Origin of the sequence: Alteromonas gracilis (genome assembly GCF_002993325.1) — a bacterium.
Taxonomy (GTDB): Bacteria; Pseudomonadota; Gammaproteobacteria; order Enterobacterales; family Alteromonadaceae; genus Alteromonas; species Alteromonas gracilis.
This window is the reverse complement of record NZ_PVNO01000027.1, coordinates 143,361-164,596: the sequence shown is the minus strand read 5'-3', so window position 1 is coordinate 164,596 and position 21,236 is coordinate 143,361. Positions and strand designations below refer to the sequence as shown.

12 protein-coding genes are annotated in these 21,236 nt (G+C 44.1%); 4 read left to right on the top strand and 8 right to left on the bottom strand.

Translation table 11 applies throughout. The features are described from left to right. Positions 1-137: 137 nt before the first annotated feature. From C6Y39_RS14035 to ffh, 5 genes are all read right to left on the bottom strand, one after another. Positions 138-1,355: a phosphoenolpyruvate carboxylase gene (locus tag C6Y39_RS14035; protein WP_105931873.1), complete on the bottom strand. Its 1,218-nt coding sequence runs from the start codon at positions 1,353-1,355 to the stop codon at positions 138-140. Beyond that, on the bottom strand, positions 1,352-1,987 hold the full coding sequence (locus C6Y39_RS14030; protein WP_014978725.1) for a condensin complex protein MksE: 636 nt from the start codon (positions 1,985-1,987) through the stop codon (positions 1,352-1,354). The genes C6Y39_RS14035 and C6Y39_RS14030 overlap by 4 nt, the downstream gene beginning before the upstream one ends. After that, positions 1,984-5,706, bottom strand: coding sequence for an ATP-binding protein (locus C6Y39_RS14025; protein ID WP_105931872.1), 3,723 nt, complete (start codon positions 5,704-5,706; stop codon positions 1,984-1,986). The genes C6Y39_RS14030 and C6Y39_RS14025 overlap by 4 nt, the downstream gene beginning before the upstream one ends. Positions 5,707-6,298: 592 nt before the next feature. After that, positions 6,299-8,365: a hypothetical protein gene (locus C6Y39_RS14020; RefSeq protein ID WP_105932046.1), complete on the bottom strand. Its 2,067-nt coding sequence runs from the start codon at positions 8,363-8,365 to the stop codon at positions 6,299-6,301. 189 nt (positions 8,366-8,554) lie between these two features. After that, entirely contained in the window at positions 8,555-9,985 is a 1,431-nt protein-coding gene (ffh, locus tag C6Y39_RS14015; RefSeq protein WP_105931871.1) for a signal recognition particle protein, read from the bottom strand. Positions 9,986-10,219: 234 nt separating this feature from the next. Here ffh and C6Y39_RS14010 point away from each other — a divergent pair, with 234 nt between their 5' ends. Both C6Y39_RS14010 and C6Y39_RS14005 read left to right on the top strand, forming a co-directional pair. Further along, positions 10,220-11,011: a cytochrome C assembly family protein gene (locus C6Y39_RS14010; protein WP_105931870.1), complete on the top strand. Its 792-nt coding sequence runs from the start codon at positions 10,220-10,222 to the stop codon at positions 11,009-11,011. A gap of 173 nt (positions 11,012-11,184) precedes the next feature. Then, complete coding sequence (locus tag C6Y39_RS14005; RefSeq protein WP_105931869.1) at positions 11,185-12,480, top strand: HlyC/CorC family transporter; 1,296 nt, start codon at positions 11,185-11,187, stop codon at positions 12,478-12,480. Positions 12,481-12,498: 18 nt separating this feature from the next. Here the strand turns inward: C6Y39_RS14005 and C6Y39_RS14000 are convergent, their stop codons facing one another. Both C6Y39_RS14000 and sixA read right to left on the bottom strand, forming a co-directional pair. Beyond that, complete coding sequence (locus C6Y39_RS14000) at positions 12,499-12,693, bottom strand: hypothetical protein (RefSeq protein ID WP_105932045.1); 195 nt, start codon at positions 12,691-12,693, stop codon at positions 12,499-12,501. Between the two features lie 147 nt (positions 12,694-12,840). Further along, complete coding sequence (sixA, locus tag C6Y39_RS13995) at positions 12,841-13,356, bottom strand: phosphohistidine phosphatase SixA (protein ID WP_236547078.1); 516 nt, start codon at positions 13,354-13,356, stop codon at positions 12,841-12,843. A 171-nt stretch (positions 13,357-13,527) separates the two neighbouring features. On the opposite strand from sixA, the gene C6Y39_RS13990 reads away from it, so the two are divergent. Beyond that, complete coding sequence (locus C6Y39_RS13990) at positions 13,528-16,275, top strand: insulinase family protein (protein WP_105931867.1); 2,748 nt, start codon at positions 13,528-13,530, stop codon at positions 16,273-16,275. Between the two features lie 18 nt (positions 16,276-16,293). Here the strand turns inward: C6Y39_RS13990 and C6Y39_RS18790 are convergent, their stop codons facing one another. Then, a complete protein-coding gene (locus C6Y39_RS18790; protein ID WP_167390659.1) occupies positions 16,294-16,557 on the bottom strand; it encodes a hypothetical protein in 264 nt (87 codons plus the stop codon). Between C6Y39_RS18790 and C6Y39_RS13985 the strand changes: the two genes are divergently transcribed. Beyond that, on the top strand, positions 16,496-21,052 hold the full coding sequence (locus C6Y39_RS13985; RefSeq protein WP_105931866.1) for an EAL domain-containing protein: 4,557 nt from the start codon (positions 16,496-16,498) through the stop codon (positions 21,050-21,052). The genes C6Y39_RS18790 and C6Y39_RS13985 overlap by 62 nt on opposite strands. Positions 21,053-21,236 lie beyond the last annotated feature (184 nt).

Genomic DNA, 21,236 nt, shown 5'->3' with positions numbered 1-21,236 from the left:
TATAGAAACTTGGGGCTGAAAATATTAGTGAAGGTCCATCTAGGACCTGTTAATAGTAGAAACGCTTGAAAAAATGGACGCCCAGCAGACGTTAAAATATATTGCTAGGCGCTTTTTATATTGACGTTTTGCTGGCGCTATCTTAGCCCTAGTGTGATGTCATTGATATAAAAGTTTCCCGTATAAACCGCATCATTTTGACCATGAGGCTCTAACGCGAAAAATTGCTTGTCTTCATTGGTTAGCGATTGATAGCCACCAATTACCTGATAAATCCACACTTCAGGGTCGAAGTCTAAAGCATGCTCTTTATAGTAATGTAGCGCTGTCTTAGGCTGACCTGAGTCAATGACCTCACAGAAATATTCTTCCACTGCCTGTTGTAGCGGATCTTTTTCTAACGACAATGTCGATTGTTCCGTGACATCAATATCGACCGGTTTAGTTTCTTCGTGCTTGGACTGACGTTTGTGAATGTGAGTCAACGAACCGACTATATGCTGATAGTCTGCTTCATGCTCTACATTGTTAACGTCAGGAGCAGCATTTGAAATAATAGAGTCTGACTGATTGAACAACACCGGGACGTTAGTCAGATTAGCATAGTTGCCCGGTGCGAAGTCAGGCTGCTGCTCCATGTGCAGCAAAAAACCTTTGAGTAACCGAGTACGGCCTTGGAACTCTCTAAATCTGCCTAGCAAATCAAGCAAGCGAGCTTGTACTACCGATAATTCCTGCGCAGCTTTTGCAAAACGCTGCTGCAGCGACACCACCAACAGATGACGAAGCTCTCGATTAGAGCCCGCCAACTCACTTAATTCATCGAAACGAAAACACTCAAGTTGTGCCAATAAGTCTGTGACCTGCCCTTGTGCCAGTTCATTTTCACGAATTTTTGCCTCAACCGAAGACACATAGCCGAATTCATTGTTAATGCGGCCAAACATGACACGCACACTATTGCTCAATGATTCTGAAAGCTGATAAACATGCTCGGTCAAATCGCCCATATGGGCGGCGGCTTCGTTATATTTACCGTAATGAAGTGCCTCTTTGTAATGCTCGGTTAAGGTTTTAAGGCTTGCCAACGACGCACCAATATTGGCATTAATGGTACGGTTGCGTTCGTCTTGCAAACTGCCTTCTAAAAGGGTTCTTACCGCACTTTTTAAACGCAGTTCACTTTGGGCCTCCGGGCGCCATAACACACCTAACTGAACTAGCTGTTCTAATATCTTAGGGCTGTGGTCACGCTCTTTCACCGAACCATTAATATACGCCTGCATAATAAGGTCGCTGTGACGACCCAGTGCGTTTAATAGTTTAGTGCCTGCCTGAATTAACACCTGGCTCATATCAAGCTACCTTGCGAAATAGCGGCCTCCGCCTGCTCAGATAAACTCAATGCTTCCGTTTCATCAATAAAGCGAAGCATCTCGTACAAGTGTTCAATTTTACCCGTGCCTAAATAAATCTGTTTATCTGGGTTTGGCTTTATCAAATAGCCCATTTCGGTTAAGCGCTTAAATACCTGCTTGAGCTGGCCGTCTAAATTCACACTGGTAGAGCCGAACATACGGTAACGCGATATCTTCTCTAGCTGTTCAGCGTAGGCGGGTGTATCTTCGATAGTCGTTTGCAGTTCGTTTAAGCGAATGGCGCTGCCCATGGTAATTGGCATATCAGATTCGTTCGCTTGCTGAACCAACAGCAACCATTCCACCAAAGGTACTAAGTTCGACGCTGTATCTTGAAACTGCTGGGTAAGCACTTTACGCTCGTTCTCTCCAATGGTGAGAAAACTGGCGAAGAAAACGTCACCTTCGGCGGTGGTCGATAATGTACGGTTTAATAGCGCCAAATGCGGTTCTAACTGTGCTGCATTGTCTCTTGATTTAAGAAAACGCCACGCCTCTTCATCGGTCACCTGACAAATAAACGCGCCTTGTAAAAGTGCGCTTAGTACACGGCCTTGTTCTGTCATCATGCTGATGTCTCCTCACCTGCTACTTCACCGTTCTTTTCTGCTGCTTTTTTTAATTTTATGCGCGCCCCTATAGAGCTTGCTTTTGGCTGAACCACCTGCAGTTGGCGGGTCACCTTATCTATCAAGTAGCGGTTTTCAAACAGCGTCAGTACTTCCGATTCTGGGTTAGGGAACGCGCCGACAACACTAATGTTGTTGTTTTGACATGCTTCAAAGATTTTCTTCACGTTGTTTTGGTGAAGTGTACCTAATTCATCAATAGGCCAGTGCACTGTGGCATCGGCATCACCGCGCAGAAGACGGGTGAAAGCGAGTAAAAACTTACACAAGATAAGGTATGCCATACCGTGGCTTGATGATTCATTAAGCTGACGGTCGGTACGAATGACGAGGTCACTTTTACCTTCACGTAGGTGTAACTCAATATCAAGTAGCTTGCTAATGCCGCCCGTAAGCGCCGCACGACCAAGAATATCAAGAACACGGCGCATACTTTGACCGTATTCTTCCTCTGGTAACTCGTTAGCCCCCTCTTCCATCCAGTGCTCATAGAGCTTTCTGAATTGCTCAAGCTCAGGCCAGAATTCAAGCTCGCTGATACGTGAACGAATTTTAACAGCCGAGTCTGATACACCATCAAGAGAAAGATCGCCGTCAACCTCTTGGGTAATACGACGGCTTTGCGACACAATGCGTTTGTCGATATCGGCAAGTACAAAGTAGTATTGCGAAAGATCGGCACCGAAGATGCGCCCTTGCTCACGCAACCCCTGCAGCTTCTGAGGAACAATAACATTTAGAAGCTGGGCTAAGTGCGACACCATACGACGGTGATCAAAGCTCTTCACGCCGTGGGCGTTAATTGTGGCGCATTCCTCTCGAGCGCGCTCCCATGTGTCTGATAAACCTGTACCGGCTTGCGCGGCAATGAGCTGATCAAACCTTTCTACGTATGCACGAATATCGCTGAGCAAGTTCTCTCTTTCTTGAAGCTGGCTTTGTACTTCCGATATTCGCTGACCGATGCTGACGTCATCATGCTTGATCTCTGCGGTTTCGTCACCGGCGTGTAACGTAAGTTTAGCTAGGGATTTGCTTAAACTTTTAACCTGCTCAAGATGATCGCTGGCGGTTTTAAGCGTTGCTTCTAGTTGCGCATGCTGTTCTTGAAGCTGTTCTCTTGCCGTCTTGTAGGTTGCCTGCTTACTCGCCAAGCTTCGTTCCGATTCACCGAGTAACTTGCGCGCTTTAGATAAGCCTTCCTGCCATACAACCTTTTGTTTAGTGAATACATTGGAATACCAGCGCTCATAGTCGGCCACTTTATGACGATGGGTTTCAGTGCGCGTGATATCTTCTTTTAGCTTATTGATTTGCTTTTTAAGCTGACCTATTTCGTCAACGTCTACACCGCGATTGCTTAACTCACTTTCCAGCCAGTCTTGCATATCCTTACGGTCTTGCGCCGCGCTCTCTTTCGCTTTGCGCATATCGTTATCGGCTTGAGAAATCCTAGCTTCGCTATCAGCGATAAGCTGTTGCCAATGGAACTTATGCTCGGTTTCCGCTTCGCGCTGCTGATCTTTTATCTCATCTCGACTCAGCTCAAACTGTGCCTTTGCTTGCTTTTGCGCTTGCTGATTGGCTTCAAGCTTAGTTTTTGCTTTTTGCTTACGTGCAGATAAGGCCTGCTGATATTCACTAAGTACTGTGTCTCGGTCTTGCTGTGCACGTTTGCGCGTCGCTTCTGCGCTTTTTACTGTGTTATCTTTTTGCGTAACCACGAGTTCTGCGTTGCGCACGTCTTCGTTTGCTTTTGCAAGACGCTGCTCACATTCGTTTTGTGCTGCGTGTGCCGCAGCCTGACGCACTTCTGCTTCGTGTAACTGCTGCTTAAGCGCTTGCTCGGTAAAGGCATAATCAGGTGTATCAAGTTCAGTGAGCGCTAATTTAACGCCATTAAATGTGTCGCTAACGCCCACCGAATCTGTCGCCAAAGAAGGCGCCAAATCGGTACGTTCTAATAGTTCTGGTCGAATTATCTTTCCAAGCGACAATTCCCAGTCGTCAACATTAGCGCGCAGGAATTCAAGTAGCGACCCTTCGCCGGGATATAAAAGCGCATTAATTTTACCAACCGCTTTTTCTTCTTGCTGAAAGGCAGTACGCGCCTTATCTAACGCGTTTGAACATTCTTTGCGAAACTCTACCGACTTGCTATGGGCCTGCTGAGCTTGTCTCAATTCACCGCGGGCCGCATCTTCATTAATCGATGCTTCTTTTATGGCCGCATCAAGAATATCTAACTGGGATTGCTCAAATTCGTTGTAGCCTGCGTTGCTTAGTGAAGCCTTAAGCTCAGCTTCTGCGACTTTCAGCTCATTTAAACTAGTTTGGTAATCATTCTGTAGTGCACTGAGCTGACCATTATAATCGTCTTGAATACGGCTCAACGCTTCACGCTCGTTTTGCTGCTGCTGCGCTTTATTCTCAGCGGCCTCTTGGCGTGCGGCTGACATTTCTTCTAGGGTAATTGACAGCTTTTCACCTAGCTCAGCTAAGCGCTTGTTGTACGCAGACTCTATATCTTGGTGCTTTTCTGTAAGCAAAACATAGCGACTATCGGCCATGGCCTTTTCATTTTGCCACTGGGCTAAATTTGCCACATCTTCTTTGAGCTGTTCAATATTTTCGTCTTGCCACTTATCGAATTCACGCTCTACTGTATCTAATTCACTCGTGAACTTTTCAACATCGGCGCGGGCAGACGAAATAACCTGGTTTAAGTGATCGCGAGTATCGCCCCACTCGCTGTCCGTTTGTTTGCGCTGGAAGCTATTCTCATCCAGTTCATTCTTTGTTGTTTCAACACGTGCAGCCAAGTAAGTTTTATCAAGTTCAAAACTATGTTTTAAGTTAGCGAGTACTTGCTCTGTGCTCGTAAGCGCCATGTCAGCTTGCTCGAGTTTAGAAAACTCAGGGCGAATTTTGTCGAATTGTTTTATTAAGTGACACTCTTTAATCCAGTCATCAACGCGATGACGACTTAGGCCCGAAGTAGGTGGCGTAACGCCATCCTCTTCTAAGATAGCGGCAATCATGGCTTTGATGGTTTCCATCTTGCCTTCTTTCGAGTGAACCGCTTTAGCCAGCTTCTCGATATGGCGCATATGCTTGGAAGGTTCGCACAGACTAAAAATTTTCGCATAGCCTAGTAGTTCGCGGGCGTTGTTGCTTTGGTTTAACACACCGTGATCGTTTTGAATAATTGCGCGGAAGTCTTTGGTATTCAGCAAACTGGTGACCAAAATGTTGTTACGCTTCATGGCGCGGGCAAGCTCGGCACTGCTTACACTGGCGTGTTTTCCATTCTTTTGCTCTATCAAATAGTCGCTGATTTCAAATGGCTTACCAATTAAACGGTAGTTTACGCCTGTACCGTTTGAGCTTAACACTGCTTGGCACAGGTCACCTTCAGCACGTGTGTATTCGTAGATAATAAAGCTTGATAAACGAGGTAAATACCAACGCTCGAAACTGTCTCGCGTTGCCGGTACCACGCGACTTGGGTATTCACCGTAAAACACGGGAATAAGTCGCTGAAGCGTAGTTTTACCTGACGCATTGGTACCACAAATATTGGTGTGTCCATCAAGCTTTAGCTCGACCACGCCAGGTAAATGCGTGTCGATTAGAATAATACGTTTTAAGCCTGCCATAGTGTTCCTGTATCAAAAACTCTGCCGTGTGACTGTTCACACAACATAAAACTGTGCTTAACAAAGGTTTAAGAAAATTGCCTACCTTCACATCCAAGCACGCGCGCACGATGAAGCCCGTCAGTGTATTATGAATTAGCTAGCTTGCACAGACGCCCGACGATTTGTTGGTTATAAAGCGTGCTATTGCGGGTTGGTTTTTGCTTCTTTCTTCATGTTGATACTTGGACGCTCTCAATTTAGTAACGTTACATTTCAAACTTATGGGACGTTTACCGCTCTGCTGCGGAAAGAGATAAATTACGCCAGCAAGAAGAGCGGGTAAAGTTTGCGGATTTGTTATGAGAAAAAGTACGCTTTAGATTTGTACTAAGAGGGATCTAAAACCGACTTTACTGGCTTTAAGAAGGCTACTATACAACCTAAGAATGATAGTTATGTAGTAGTTACATAGCTAAATAAAAATGGCGGTACGCCATAGTAAAATGTTCGTACCACCATGATTAAGGTGACAAGTTGCGGTCAACTTACCAATGTAAGGGAGCCATTGAACCAGCTCCTTTACGATTTACTTTTTATTTCACCGGCAATCTTACTTCACTGAAAGCACGCTAACCGACTCGGGCGCTGGATACATCATGCTAAAAGTCGGTGCAATATCACCCGATGCTGAATTTAGAATATTATCAAAGCGAAGGATCATACCGTTTGACTTTTCAGCAACATAGACGTGACCGTTGCTTAACATTAAGTCCACTGGATTACCCAACATTGAATTCAGACCGGCTATATTCACCGATACGTCAGTTAAGCCATCCGCACGACCTGCGCCAGATATGACATAAAGCTTACCATCAGTGGCGTCGGCAGCACTACCCACATCAGAGATTACAAGGCTGTCGCTTTGACTATCATAGTCAATACCGTGAATGTTAGTCGGAGCAGCAAAAGCTGCACCGCCACTTGCAGGCACAATGAGTCTATCTTCGCCAGTTATTACGGTTTCACCGCTCTCCATTCTTCTAACAACTTCTTCAAATACTGCAACCGAACCGTTTGTTAGTGCGAGATACGCGCTGTCAGTAGCCGGGTCATAATCCACATCCCAAGGACGAGCCCCATTAGCGGCTTCAAGGGTTAATAGCGGCGCCACGTTGCCAGAAGCACACGGTGAAAAGACGCGCACAGCTGGTGTGGTTTCATTAACATCAGCGACAAATACTACACCTGCATCTGAGGCAATATCTAGCCCTTTAGGTGCAATCAGACCGGTTTCGCTGCCTGCGATCATATGGTCGAAGCTATCGCTATACTCCATCCCGTCTCGCATGGTTTTAAGACGGTTAACTATAAGCAGACCACCTGTTGATGTATCTACGTTATCAAAGGTAATAACACCATCGCCATTTGCCGTAAAGGAAGCACTTTCAATACTCATACCCGCATCAAAGGTACTTAACTCACTAGATAGCACTGCGCTGTATTGTGCGACCTGTCCTGTCGTTGCGCTCTCACTCGACGGATTGCTAGATACAGATAGTCCCATGATTGGCATGGTAGTTATGCCATCATCTGACGCGTCTTCCATCGTTTCTCGTTCTTTGAATTCGGCTATCGATTCTGGTTTTACAGACGGCGTAGATAACGTAGGTTCAATGTCGCCGCTCTCGCCATTGAAAATATTTGAGAAAACCAAAATGGCATCATTTGATTTTTCCGCCACACGAAGATCAGATCCCGTAAGAATAATATCCACCGGGTTACCAAGCTGAGTCGACGCTCCGCCAATTACTCTCGTTGGTACCACTGTCCCATCTGCAGAAGAAACATTGTCCAACACAAAAATTTGACCATCATCTGCAACTGCAGCATCACCTACATCAGACAACACCATGCGATTAGACATAGGCTCGTAAGCAATACCGTGCAGATTTATGGATATTTGATTGCCGTCTGCATCAGAAGGCACCACTGAGCGCATTACCGTAGGCGCAAAACCCGAGCCAGCGACATTGTCATATACTGCCAATGTACCATCAGTCAGTGCTACAAATAATCTGTCGTTTTGCTCATCATAGGCTAGGTCCCATGGTTTTGCGGATACCATTATCTCAGCAACAGGTGCCACGTCTCCCGCTGCCTGACCACCGAAAACACTGACCTTTTGGCCATTGAAATCAGCAACCATCACTAAGCCAGCATCTTCAGCAAAAGCGATTCCTTTGGGGTTAACTAAGCCTGTTGAAGTACCGGTTATTTCCTTGCCAGTACTCATCATATAATTCGTCTGAGTATCAAAATTACACAGCGTTCTCAATAAAGGTAAATCACTGTCACCAGCTTGAACCAGCGCGCCGCCTTCAGTAAACACAATACCTTCATTTGCACCTGTTGTTACGGTACTAAGTGAGTTGGCATTTTGATCGACGACTGTCACCGTGTTGCGATTGGCATCGCCATTGTTGGCAACCAAAAAGGTGCCAGCTGCGAAACCCGGAGCGCCATCTTGACCTGGTGCGCCGTCTTGACCGGGTGAGCCATCTGCGCCATTTAAACCGTCAGCGCCGTCATCACCATCACAGGCACTAAGTGCAAAAACCATAGCGGTAGCTAATAGCGATAATTTTAATTTTTGTTGTGATGTTTTATTAAGTTCCATCATCATCTCCATACTTGTTGTTTAGCGAAGAGACGTTGCTTATCGGCAGCGGGTGCAATAGATAGTGCTCACGTCCTGTTCAGTAAGCCAAACGAGCCAACAGAGAAACTGGATGCAAAAAAATAAAAAAACCTCAATGCATTGCTGCAGTTGAGGTTTTTAAACATCTTAAAATGAAGAGGGAGCCCTTTACCGTGGCGGGAAGCCACCGCCTCCGCCGAAGCCGCCACCGCCGAATCCACCAGGTCCTCCAGGACCACCAAAACCGCCACCGCCCGGAGGCATCATGCCTTTCATCTGGCGCATCATTTTCTTCATACCGCCGCCAGACATTTTTTTCATCATCTTTTGCATTTGAGTAAACTGCTTAAGTAAGCGGTTCACATCTTGAATTTGGGTGCCAGAGCCAGCGGCTATACGACGCTTACGAGAACCTTTGATAATTTCGGGACGTGCTCGCTCAGCAGGTGTCATTGAATTAATGATGGCTTCCATTTGATTGAACTGCTTGTCATTTGCCTGATCTTTTATCTTGTCAGACATACCGCCCATGCCGGGTAGCTTATCAAGCATCCCCATCATGCCGCCCATGTTTTTCATTTGCTCAAGCTGATCTTTAAAGTCTTGAAGGTCAAAACCTTTACCTTTTTGTACCTTCTTGGCCAGCTTTTCGGCTTTAGACTTATCGACTTTACGCTCAACCTCTTCGATAAGGCTAAGTACATCACCCATGCCCAAGATACGAGATGCGATGCGCTCAGGATGGAACGGTTCTAACGCATCGACCTTTTCACCCATACCGATAAACTTGATGGGTTTACCCGTAATATGACGAACTGATAATGCTGCACCACCGCGTGCGTCACCATCTGCTTTAGTAAGGATTACACCGGTAAGCGGAAGTGCATCATTAAAGGCTTTTGCCGTATTTGCAGCATCTTGACCTGTCATGGCGTCAACCACAAACAAGGTTTCAATTGGCTTAACCGCAGCGTGAAGCTCTTTAATCTCGTCCATCATATCGTTGTCAACATGCAGACGACCTGCGGTATCTACAAGCAATACATCAAAGAAGTTCTTCTTTGCTTCGCTTATCGCGTCGTTAACAATATCAATGGGCTTTTGCAAAATGGTCGAAGGGTGAAAAGCTACGTTCACTTCACTTGCAAGCGTTTCTAACTGCTTAATAGCGGCCGGACGATATATATCGGCGCTCACCACCATAACTTTCTTTTTCTCACGCTCAGTCAAATACTTGGCAAGTTTACCTACAGAGGTAGTCTTACCCGCCCCTTGCAAGCCGGCCATAAGCACAACGGCAGGAGGTTGCGTGGCAAGGTTAAGCTTTTCGTTAGCCTCCCCCATCACGGACTCTAGTTCAGACTGAACTATCTTGATAAACACTTGGCCGGGCTTTAAGCTTTTGGTAACTTCGGTACCAACAGCACGCTCTTTTACTTGAGCAACAAACGCTTTCACCACGGGGAGCGCGACGTCGGCCTCAAGCAGTGCCATACGCACTTCACGCAGCGTTTCTTTAATATTGTCTTCTGTTAGACGCCCCTTACCACTGACATTTCGTAATGTCTGGCCTAAGCGTTCTGATAAATTCTCAAACATAGTATGAAACTTCTTTTTATTTCAGACGTAATGCCCACATTGTATCGTAAAAGGGAATATGAACGTACCCACAATTGCGGTTAAATTTTCAAACATTTGTATCGACTATATACTCTTGGACAAAGTGGGAGTGAAATAAACAAAATCAAGGAGATGGTTGAATTTACTTGCAAGTTGCAGTATCAATACCGACTCAGTCGGTGAACTCGTCACCAACGCATTACAGGAAGCACCATGAACACCCTTTTCGCCATATCCGCTGCTCTACTTTATGCTCTCGCCGCTGCAGTGCTTATTGGCAAGTTTGTCCATCAAGATGGCCCTAACAAACGACTTGGATTGTCACTCGCGAGCGTAGGCGCAATCGCACATATTGCGTTTCTGATTAACGTTATCATTGTTGCTCCCGGACAAGACATGAGTGTCACTAATGTACTGTCGTTGGTTTCATGGATCATAACTGTATCTATGCTGGTTTTTGCTCGTGCTATTCCTAATTTGATTTTACTTCCCGTTGTTTTTGGTTTTGCGAGCCTTACTGTATTAGCGTCAAAGTTTATTCCAGTATCCTACATTATGCATATAGAGCTTCAGCCAGGTCTGGTCATCCACATCAGCTTATCTCTGTTCGCTTATTGCACCTTGGTCATCGCATTTCTATACGCTCTACAAATGTCCTACATAACCTATCGGTTAAAACAAAAAGGCGCCGCGCTGCTTCACTCTTCGCTTCCTCCATTGATGCTGGTTGAAAACATTCTATTTAAGCTTTTATTAGCGGGCACATCTCTTTTAACGGTTTCCCTTATTAGTGGTTTTGTTTTTTTAGATGACATGTTTAATAAAACCTATGCCCACAAAACCGTTTTATCTGGGGCGGCACTTGTGGTTTTTCTTATACTCTTAATAGGTCAAAAAGTACGGGGATGGCGTGGACGCCAGGTCATCGTTATGACTGTAGTTGGGGTTTCTCTTTTATCGCTCGCTTACTTTGGCAGTAAACTGGTCCGCGAGTTTCTTCTGTAAATTCATACGCTTTATATGCATTTCAACCAGTCCATCACTAATTAAATTTGTAAATTGCTAGCGCCGATGCCTTTTGTTTTCTGCACATTTAAGGAAATATCAACAATTTCCCCTTGAAACCAAGGCATCAAATCAATACATTTGAACCCTAAGATTAGACAGGAACCCATTAATTGGACGACATATCAACGAGTACGCTGTTTATCGCGCTCGGCGTACTCATATTATTATCTGCGTATTTTTCTAGTTCAGAAACTGGCATGATGTCGATAAATCGCTATCGGCTCAAGCACTTGCAAGGCGAAGGTAATCGCTCTGCGATACGAGTTGCGAAGCTTCTCGACCGACCAGACCGCTTAATAGGTCTTATCCTTATCGGCAATAACTTAGTTAACATTGCTGCATCTTCACTGGCAACAATCCTATGTATCCGACTATTTGGTGATTATTGGGGCTTATTTGCAGCCACTTTTGGCTTAACTTTGGTTCTGCTCATTTTTGCGGAAGTGACGCCTAAAACACTGGCGGCGCTTTACCCAGAGAAAGTCGCCTTCCCTAGTTCTATTATCCTGCTCCCTCTGCTGAAACTGCTATATCCCTTCGTCGCCGCAATCAATGGAATTACCAACGGTATTCTTGCGCTTCTCAGAATTAGCCCTGCAAGTGGTAGCGATGACTCGCTTAGCAGAGAAGAATTAAGAACCGTGGTTTTCGAAGCGGGTGCAATGATACCCAAGCGGCACCAAGATATGCTGGTTAGTATCCTTGACCTAGAGAGCGTTACCGCTGAAGACATTATGGTGCCGCGAGCAGAAATTTTTGCCATAGACATTAATGATGACTGGAAAAAAATCCAAAAAGCGTTAACCCATGCGCAGCACACTCGCGTTCTGTTATACCGCGATAGTGTTGACGATGCGGTGGGCTTTGTTCATGTGCGAGACGCACTGCGCCTGCTATCGAAAGATCAGTTTACCAAATCAAGTTTGCTTCGTGCGGTTCGTGAAATTTATTTCACACCTGAGTCAACGCCGCTTCACACGTTGATGTATAAGTTTCAGGCAGAAAAAGAGCGCATCGCTCTTGTCGTCGATGAGTACGGCGATATTATGGGGTTGGTTACGTTAGAAGATATTCTAGAAGAAATCATCGGTGACTTTACAACGAGTATGGTTCCCGACCACAGTAAAGAAGCTCATGTGCAGCAAGATGGCTCCGTTTTAGTAGATGGAAGTGCTAACGTTCGTGAGTTGAACCGAGAGATGAACTGGAATTTACCCACTGAAGGTCCTAAAACATTGAATGGACTATTACTTGAATATCTTGAGGATATTCCTGAAAACAAGGTGAGTGTAAGATTAGCTGGCTATCCGTTGGAAATTGTAGACATATCAGAGAGCATGATAAAAACGGTTAGGGTTATGCCTGAATATTACATTGCGCCTAAAGAATCTGGTAATGACCACTAGCGCACTTCACTAAGGTCACTACCCTTTTGCTTCCTCAGCTAGGCGCTGCGCTCGATTTGCTAGTGCCCTAGCTTTCGCTGCAGCAACTTTATCTGATAGCACAGATAATTTGGCAATAATATCCTGCGTCTCCTCATCTTCACGTAAATCCGCCTCCGCCATATGCGACTGCAATGAACGCTTAAGGAGCTCAGGAATAGATTTGCTGTCCATTTCCCAACCCTTCAATAGAATAAACTTTGACACTCTCAAAGATACTATCGACCGGATGAAAAGAACCTTAACTATTATTTGAGCAATTCCTCTCATTTAACATGGAGGCTCGCAAATATAGATTATACCAATCCGCATAGATAAGTATTATAAGCCCTGATAATGGGTGACCAAGGTGCCTTTATGTTCACGCAGCGAATATTTTATTACGGCAATTGAAGCTGTTGAGAATAGGCTGGTCGTGTAAGAATCGCAAAGCTCGTCAACTAAATAGCTCACTAAAGGCATATGACTTACCACCAACAGCTTTTTAATGGGCTTTTTCGAGTTAACTGCAGCGTGCAGAAGTGCGTCAATATAATCACTGACGAGTCGAGGAGAACCGTCTGGAACAATGTCCTCATTGCTCTCTACTTTGTCTGCAATGATATCTAGCGATACCATATCGTGTGTTTGTTTAGCCCTGCGATAGGGACTAACAAGCGCAAGGTCTACAACACCTTTCTCACAATATTGATCTCTTAGCCATAAAGCTGCTGATTTCGCCTGCTCTCTCCCTAAAGGAGTAAGCTGCCTACTTTTATCATCGAGTCTGGGTGCTTCCGCTTCACCGTGACGCATAATGAAAAGATAAATGTCGTCGTTGCTACTTTGACCTGACATAACATTGCGCATAGTATTAATGAAAGTATGCGTAAGATATCAGAGACCTGATAGGACGCCTAGCGCTAAACGGCGAATAGTGAGAATATTCGTACATTATTTAACGTTTTTTAAAGTTCTACTTAACAGATGCTCCAGCAGTGAGGTGCTCTTGACTAATAACGAGACAATGTGAATAACATCATAAACTTAGAGAACGCACATCACTTTACCTTGCCCAATGGATTGGGTGTTATGTTATGCCATACGCCAGAAGCGAATGAATCGTTTATATCTATGGCTGTCAGAGCTGGTCATTTTTACGACCCCGACGACTGTCAGGGCTTAGCTCATCTTCTTGAACATATGCTGTTTATGGGTAGTCGTCACCTACCCAAGCCAAACGCCATCAATGGCTTTGTTGAGCAACACGGAGGGACAATAAATGCGTGGACAGGCACGGAATACGCTAATTACCACTACAGCTGCAGCGGCGACGCAATAGCGCAAACACTGCCCGCCTTTGCAGACATGCTTAGACAGCCGTTGTTTGAAGAAGACGCGCTTACCAATGAAATTAAGAATATTCATGCTGAGTTTGAGTTTAAAAAGAAAGATGATTTACGTCGGCTCTACCAGATACATAAAGAAACCTGCAACCCTGAACACCCTTTTGCTAAGTTTTCAGTAGGAAACAGCGATACGTTTTCTAAGCATGACTGCGCCGAATTAAAACGACGCTTAAAAGCGCTTCATCAAACATTATACTGCGCTCGAAATATGCGACTTTGTGTGGCAAGCCCAATGCCCATTCCTCAGCTTGAAGCACTCATATCACAATGCTTTGGTTCGTTAATCCAAGGTGAGTTAGCTAACGATCGCTGGCCACCACTTTACACAGAAAACGAATTGGGCATTCAAATAAACATCAACCCGTTACAATCAGCCAGAAGGATGATTGTTACGTTTGCACTCCCTGCTCTGCAAAACGACTACGTCACTAAACCCCTTAATTATATAAGCCACCTCATTGGTGATGAAGGCGAAGGCAGCTTACTGGCCTATTTAAAAGAGCAAGATTGGGCGTTAAACCTTATCGCTGGCTCTGGGATTGAAGGTGATAGCTTCAAAGATTTCAATGTTAGCTTTCAACTCACCCAAGAAGGCCTTGAAAACAAGGCATTGGTGTTAGAAGCACTGTTTAGTTACATAGAGTTAATAAAAAAAGCGGCATCGGAAGAGTGGCGTTTTCATGAGAAATCGCAGTTAAACGCCCTCGCTCTGGAATATGAGGAAAACGTAAAACCACTTGGACTGGTTATTGAATATGCTCAGCATCAATTTATTTTTGACCAGCATGAACTCAATCTGCTTCGCTCTACCATTGGAAGCTATGACGAGGGTATTTTAGAAAACGCGTTATCTTATTTTACGCCCGACAATATTCGCCTTAAGATAATTGCTAAAGGTGTCAAAACTACCAAAACCTGTGCATTTTACGAGGCCGAATATGGGATAGAGCAAATTGACCAGAATTTGCTGCGCTCCCTCGCCTCTCCAAAGCCGAATCCAGCGCTCGCTCTACCTCCGCCGAACCCTTACTTAGCTAGCGAATATAAACTGATATTACCCGAGTTTGGCTTTAACATTCCAAATAAACTATTAGACGAAGGTGACTTCCGCTTCTGGTTTGCGCAAGACCAGCAATTCCATAGTCCTAAAGGCGATATCTATGTCTCGTTTGACACAAGCTACTTTTCAGATTCGTTGCTATCAGTGGCGGCAAAACGCATTTGGCTAGGCGCCTTGAACGACCATCTTCAAGCAAAATACTATCGTGCGGAAATTGCAGGGCTACACTATCGAATTTATGGGCATCAAGCTGGCTTTACACTGCACACTCGTGGCTTTACTAATCAACAAACGCTGCTGGCAAGTCAACTGCTCGACGCGGTTGTGAATTTTATTCCCGATGAAAAAGCGTTTGAACATCATAAAGCTCTGCAAATCCAAAGCTTACATAATTCTTTGCTCAATAAACCAACCAACCGTTTATTTTCTCGCTTAAGTGTACTGATTCAGAGAAATACGCAGGCGCCCGTTGAGTTATTAGACGTCATTGATGATATTTCATACGAGCAGATGCTTAGTTGTCGAGCCCAGGCTTTCAAGCAATATTTTATCGAAGCGTTCATGCACGGGAACTGGACTAGTGACGAAGCAAAACACTTTTCTTCGAGTCTGCAGGAACAGTGTAGTGACAGAGGCGGTGCTCCACTCTCCCGTGCAGTATCTAAACTGCCGGTGGGCGGCGCCCTCTATCATGAGGTAGTCTGTAATCACGATGACTCTGCCGTAGTGCTCTACTTACAAGCACCATCTCCCAGCTTGACCGACACGGCACTGTGTATGGTGCTAGAGCAGATGTTGGCAGCGCCTTTCTTTAACGCCTTAAGAACTGAGAAGCAGTTAGGGTATATCGTTGGTACCGGTTATGTTCCACATAATCAGCACCCAGGAATGGCGTTTTATATTCAAAGCCCACAGTGTGAACCCAAAGTTCTGTTAGAGGCTATGACCACCTTTCTGTTCCAGCAGTTAAATGAAATTGAATTCTATCGCTTTTACTGGCCCACAATTCAGCAGAACCTCATTAAACAATTGGAAGAACGAGATCTTACTCTGTCAATGAAGTCGCAACGTTTGTGGGTGAGTTTAGGAACGCAGGACTTAGGCTTCAATCGCAACACCAAACTTGCCGAACGGGTAAAAGCACTCAGTTTTGAAGAAATTCAAGAATTTGCTCAGCAACTGGCCAAAAGAGAACGGTGTGGTGAGCTTGTACTATTCTCACGAGGAAAGTTCGACGCGTTACCTACAAATGAAAAACGAACAATCAACGGTATTTCTCAATTTAAACAAGAAATCCCTTATTATTGAATAGTCAATTTTTTGCAGCTATCTGTCGAGAACTGCACGGAAATTAAGACTTAATCGATTCATTTCTTTAAGTTGCTCAATAAGTAATCCACCGCCATGGTTATTTCCAAAAAGTCCTTGTAGCGACCACGTTAATTCGGCATATTTATTATTCTGGTTGTTAGGGATGCTGCCAGGAAAAAATAATAAATAATAAATGGCGTATGCCAAAGGTGTGTAGGTGCGCTCAACCCTAATATATTCAATAGTGCTTTTGATGTTGGCTTTGCCCGGAATATTCATTCCCTGTGCGAAGGCGATAGAAGTTTCTGATCTTCATTTTACAGAATTAAATAAAAAACATGGCTTGTCTGACACCGCTGTTTTAGACATTGTAGAAGATGATATGGGCTTTATTTGGCTAGCCACGTCAAATGGCCTCAATCGCTATTCAGGTTACGATGTAAAGCAGTATCACCCTTCTGATGTCGACCCTAACTCCCTGCCTTCAGGCTATATTCAAACGCTATTTGTCGATTCAAAGGGCAAATTGTGGGTTGGAACTCACTCAGGTTTAGCGCTTTATCAGCCAGAGACAGACAACTTTAAAGTCTTTAATAAAGATAACTCGGTTATAAAAACAGATTTTATCACTGCCATTTCAGAATCAAAAAATGGCGATTTATTATTTGCAGATAAAAAGTTTCTTTATCGCTATTCGAAACAGACCTCACGGATAAGCGTTCTCACTCAAGTTTTTAAAGAAGAAAGCTTTATAAAAGTGATCTTTGAAGAGGCCAATCGTATTTGGGTTGGGTCAAACCAATTCGGTGCCTCCCTAATAGATACTGAAACGCTAGAAGTTCACAGCGCAAGCAAAGTTAACCCCTGGGGGGTTTCTTTAGATATACGCGCGCTTCACGATATCGCTGTTATTAGCGGTAATTATTGGTTAGCAACAAATGAAGGCCTTATCGTTCTAGCCTCTAACGGTCGCATTTTAAAGCGAATTCAAAGCAATGATTTAGGTGTTAAAGAAGAAATTAACGCGCTTTCAATCTCTGTAGTGGATAAAGATATATGGGTGGGTACATATATTGGGTTGTTTTTACTGTCTGATGCGACTGAGAGAACTATATCTAGTGATTTCCACCCCGATTTTCTGCATTTAAACGCAGATACTTACAGCGCAACGGGCATTCCTTCTGCGATCGTAATGAGAGTTATTAAAGATCGTACAGGGGTGGTATGGGCCGCAACCTTTCATCGCGGCGCTTTCAAGTATCACCCAGAGTATGCCAGTGTCCATTTTCAACCAGTCTATAATTCAGAACGACATAGCGACGATAATTTTTCTACCCTGTGGGGATTTGCAGAGAGCAGCGACAAGACTCTTTACTTAGTTTCTCAACAAAAAGGGCTAGGAAAAATATCTCGGGAAACGGGCAACGTTACATTTTTTGAATTTTTTAAAGAAATGGACCCTGCCGTACAATACTGGGACATTGAAATCGATGATCAGGATAATATTTGGATCGCCTCATCTGCCGGTTTACTCGTGCTCAAAGACAATAGAGAAGGCTTAGTGCTAATGCATGAGCATTTCAAAGGTTCATTCATAGACTATATCTTCAAAAGTGAATCAGCTATCTGGCTGCAGGTACCAGATGGCCATGTTTTTTCTGTAAACACTAATTCTAGTTCAGGCCAGATTCAAAACAACGAAGTAATAGAAACGTTAGTTACTGAACAAACCAAAAATGTTTTGGCGATTTATCAAGATGATAATAATAACATTTGGTTTAGAGCTGGTGAAAAGTTGGTTATTTACTCAGTTAAAGATGGGAAAGTCATCAAAGTTCTGGACTCGTCCAACGGCATAAACTCTTTGGTTTATGGCGTACACGAAACTCCATCTGGTTTATGGTTAACTACGCGCTCCGATGGCGTTATCCAATTAGATAAAAAAAGCTTTGCCGTGCTCAACAAACAAAAAAGAGATAATCAAAGTGGTTTTATAACTTCAACGGTAGCTGTAGGAAACAGCATTTGGTACTCTGATGCAAAAGGCGTTCACAAGGTTCACTTACCTACACTAAGAGAGGCGGATAGCATTCCCAACGCACAGTTGGAGTTTAATTCTCTTGGCGAAGGCGCCGTAATTGCAACTTCTGACAAAGCGATTTATTTTGGTGGCAATAAAGGCTTTGTGAAAATTTCGAAGCAAGCAATGATTGCGAGTGACCAAATTAAGCAAACGCTCACTCCGCAACTCTATCAAGTGAGCGTGTTTGGCTCATTGGCAAAGGCGAGGCACCAGCAAGTTGAAAACGAAGATATTTCAAGTTATCTGTCACTAAAAGAAAAAATCACTCACGAAGAACAGATAGCGCTTAAGCATGATGAATCGCGCTTTAGCATATCGTTTGGTTTAGTTAATCCAGTTTATCCGGACCAAGTGAGTTATCGCTACAAGCTGACTGGTTTTGAGAATGATTGGATTTATGTAGACAAAGAGCGGAACGCTCAGTTCAACAATATTTCCTTCGGCGATTATACGTTCTCAGTACAGGCCAAAGAACCAGGAAAATCTTGGTCTGAAAGTAGAGACTTACAGATAACTATTGAGCGCCCCCCTTGGCTTCACTCGGTGGCGCTTGTTTTCTACTGCTTAATAGCCTTCGCTACTTTTGCTTTTATTATTCGTCAATACCAAATTAGAAAAGCCAATCAACTTGCCATCAAAGAGTCCGAAGAACGCTTAAAGCTGACACTGTGGAGCTCAGGCGATGAACTATGGGACTGGGACGTATATCGAGGACAAGTATACCGTGCTAATACATGGGGCACCTTAGATTTTCCTCAAGATGATATACGCACCACCGGCGCCTATGATGCTAACATTCACCCTAACGACATTAACCGGGTTAAAAGCGCGTTGAGGGCGCATCTTGAAGGCAATAGCGATTTTTATGAACTCGCATATCGCGCAAAAACTTTCAAAAATCAATGGATTTGGATATTAGACCGCGGAAAAGTGGTAGAGCGTGATCACAACGAGCAGCCTGTGCGGATGACCGGAACACTCAAAAATATCCATCACCTTAAAGAAGCGGAAGAACAACTTAACTTGTTCAAACGCTCTATTGAAAATATCTCTGAAGGTGTATTTATTACCAATACACAATTTAAGTTTATTAGCGTAAATAATGCTTACTGTAGCTATACGGGTGAAACCCGTGAGCAAGCCCTCGCCAGCTACATGCATTTTCACTTATACCCCGATGCGTTTACCGAAGAGATCAAAAAAACACTCAAAGCTAAAGGCAACTGGTCAGGTGAGGTAGAAAGCGTTCGGGTAACCGGCGAGCGCTATGAAATGGAGCTTAATATTGACGCCGTTCATGACGAAGACGGCAAAATAAGCCATTTTGTGGGTGTATTTAGCGATATCACATCGCGTAAAAATACTGAAAAAGAGCTATTGAAGCTTGCCAATATCGACCCGCTTACAGAGCTGCCTAACCGCTCTTTCTTCCAGGCGAGCCATCAAAACCTAGTGCGAAAATCCGCTCAACATAGCTTGCTGTGTTTAGACATGGATAATTTTAAAAAGATCAATGATTCCCTTGGCCATCAAACGGGCGATATTTTAATAAAACAAATTGCGAAACGATTGCAACGAATTACAGGAAAGAACGCAACTTGCTATCGCTTAGGTGGTGATGAATTCAGTATTTTAATGGAAGATAATGCCGATATTCATACCGTTACTCACTTTGCGCAAAGCTTGCTTGATACTTTGTCCCGCCCTTTCATAATCAACAAACAAGAGTTTGTACTAGGCGCGAGTATTGGTATTGCCTTTTATCCTGATGACGGTGAATCGCCACAAGAAATGCTTAAAAATGCAGATACAGCCATGTATTTTGCCAAAAATAATGGCGGCAACAGCTATCAGTTTTTCAGTGGTGAAATGAATCAAAATGCCGTTAGGCAACTGCAAATTGAAAACCTTATTCGCCAAGGGATTAAAGACGACCTGTTCACTGTGTATTACCAACCCAAAGTGGATATTGCATCTGGCAAATTAGTTAGTATGGAAGCGTTGGTGCGGTTTGAACATCCGCAAAAGGGTATTGTTAGTCCGGGGCAATTTATCCCGTTGGCCGAGCAAACAGGTCAGATTATTGAAATTGGTGAGCAGGTGCTGCGTAAAGCCTGCGCCGATACTAAACGCTGGGTTAATCAGGGTTTATTCAGTGGCCGTGTAGCCGTCAATATATCGGCTAAACAGTTCGAGTTGCCAGACTTAGACGACAGAATAAACAAAATTTTAAGCGATGTGGGCTTATCACCTCTGCACCTAGAGTGCGAGATTACCGAAGGCACGCTGATGGAAAGCCCTGAAAATGGCCTTCAAATGATGACTCGCCTGCGAGAAAGAGGCATTCATTTAGCGCTTGATGATTTTGGTACCGGTTACTCATCATTAGCGTATTTAAAGCGGTTCCCGCTCAATACCTTAAAAATTGATAAAGCATTTATTGATGATATCGCAAAAAGCAATGTAGACCGTCACATGGCCGCTGCCATCATCAATATTGCACATAATTTAGGCTTAAAAGTCGTTGCGGAAGGTGTTGAGGAAGAAGCGCAACTCGATATTTTGCGTCGATATGATTGTGAAATGCTGCAAGGTTTCTTATATAGCCGTCCGCTAAACGCTGAGCGCTTTGAAAAACTGCTAACAGAAAATCAAAAGCTCCACACGCTTTTAAACAATACCCAGTACTAACGACAGCCGTTGGTTTATAGGCCCTCTGTTCAAGGGGGCGTCAAATTTCCTTTTTCAACTACGTTTTTTGCAGCAAGAGGCAAAAAACCTCCTCTAAACCCTTCGTATATTAGACTTTAGTGCCATATTTATGGCGCTGGCGACTCTAACAACTCACCCCCATTGAATCAAAAAAATAAAATAC

Bases quoted from the DNA above. Each gene is read 5' to 3' on its own strand.
- C6Y39_RS14020 (WP_105932046.1), bottom strand. From the start codon at position 8,365: ATGGAACTTAATAAAACATCACAACAAAAATTAAAATTATCGCTATTA.
- C6Y39_RS14010 (WP_105931870.1), top strand. From the start codon at position 10,220: ATGAACACCCTTTTCGCCATATCCGCTGCTCTACTTTATGCTCTCGCC.
- C6Y39_RS14030 (WP_014978725.1), bottom strand. From the start codon at position 1,987: ATGATGACAGAACAAGGCCGTGTACTAAGCGCACTTTTACAAGGCGCG.
- sixA (WP_236547078.1), bottom strand. From the start codon at position 13,356: ATGTCAGGTCAAAGTAGCAACGACGACATTTATCTTTTCATTATGCGT.
- C6Y39_RS14000 (WP_105932045.1), bottom strand. From the start codon at position 12,693: ATGGACAGCAAATCTATTCCTGAGCTCCTTAAGCGTTCATTGCAGTCG.
- C6Y39_RS14035 (WP_105931873.1), bottom strand. From the start codon at position 1,355: ATGAGCCAGGTGTTAATTCAGGCAGGCACTAAACTATTAAACGCACTG.
- C6Y39_RS14025 (WP_105931872.1), bottom strand. From the start codon at position 5,706: ATGGCAGGCTTAAAACGTATTATTCTAATCGACACGCATTTACCTGGC.
- ffh (WP_105931871.1), bottom strand. From the start codon at position 9,985: ATGTTTGAGAATTTATCAGAACGCTTAGGCCAGACATTACGAAATGTC.
- C6Y39_RS18790 (WP_167390659.1), bottom strand. From the start codon at position 16,557: ATGAATATTCCGGGCAAAGCCAACATCAAAAGCACTATTGAATATATT.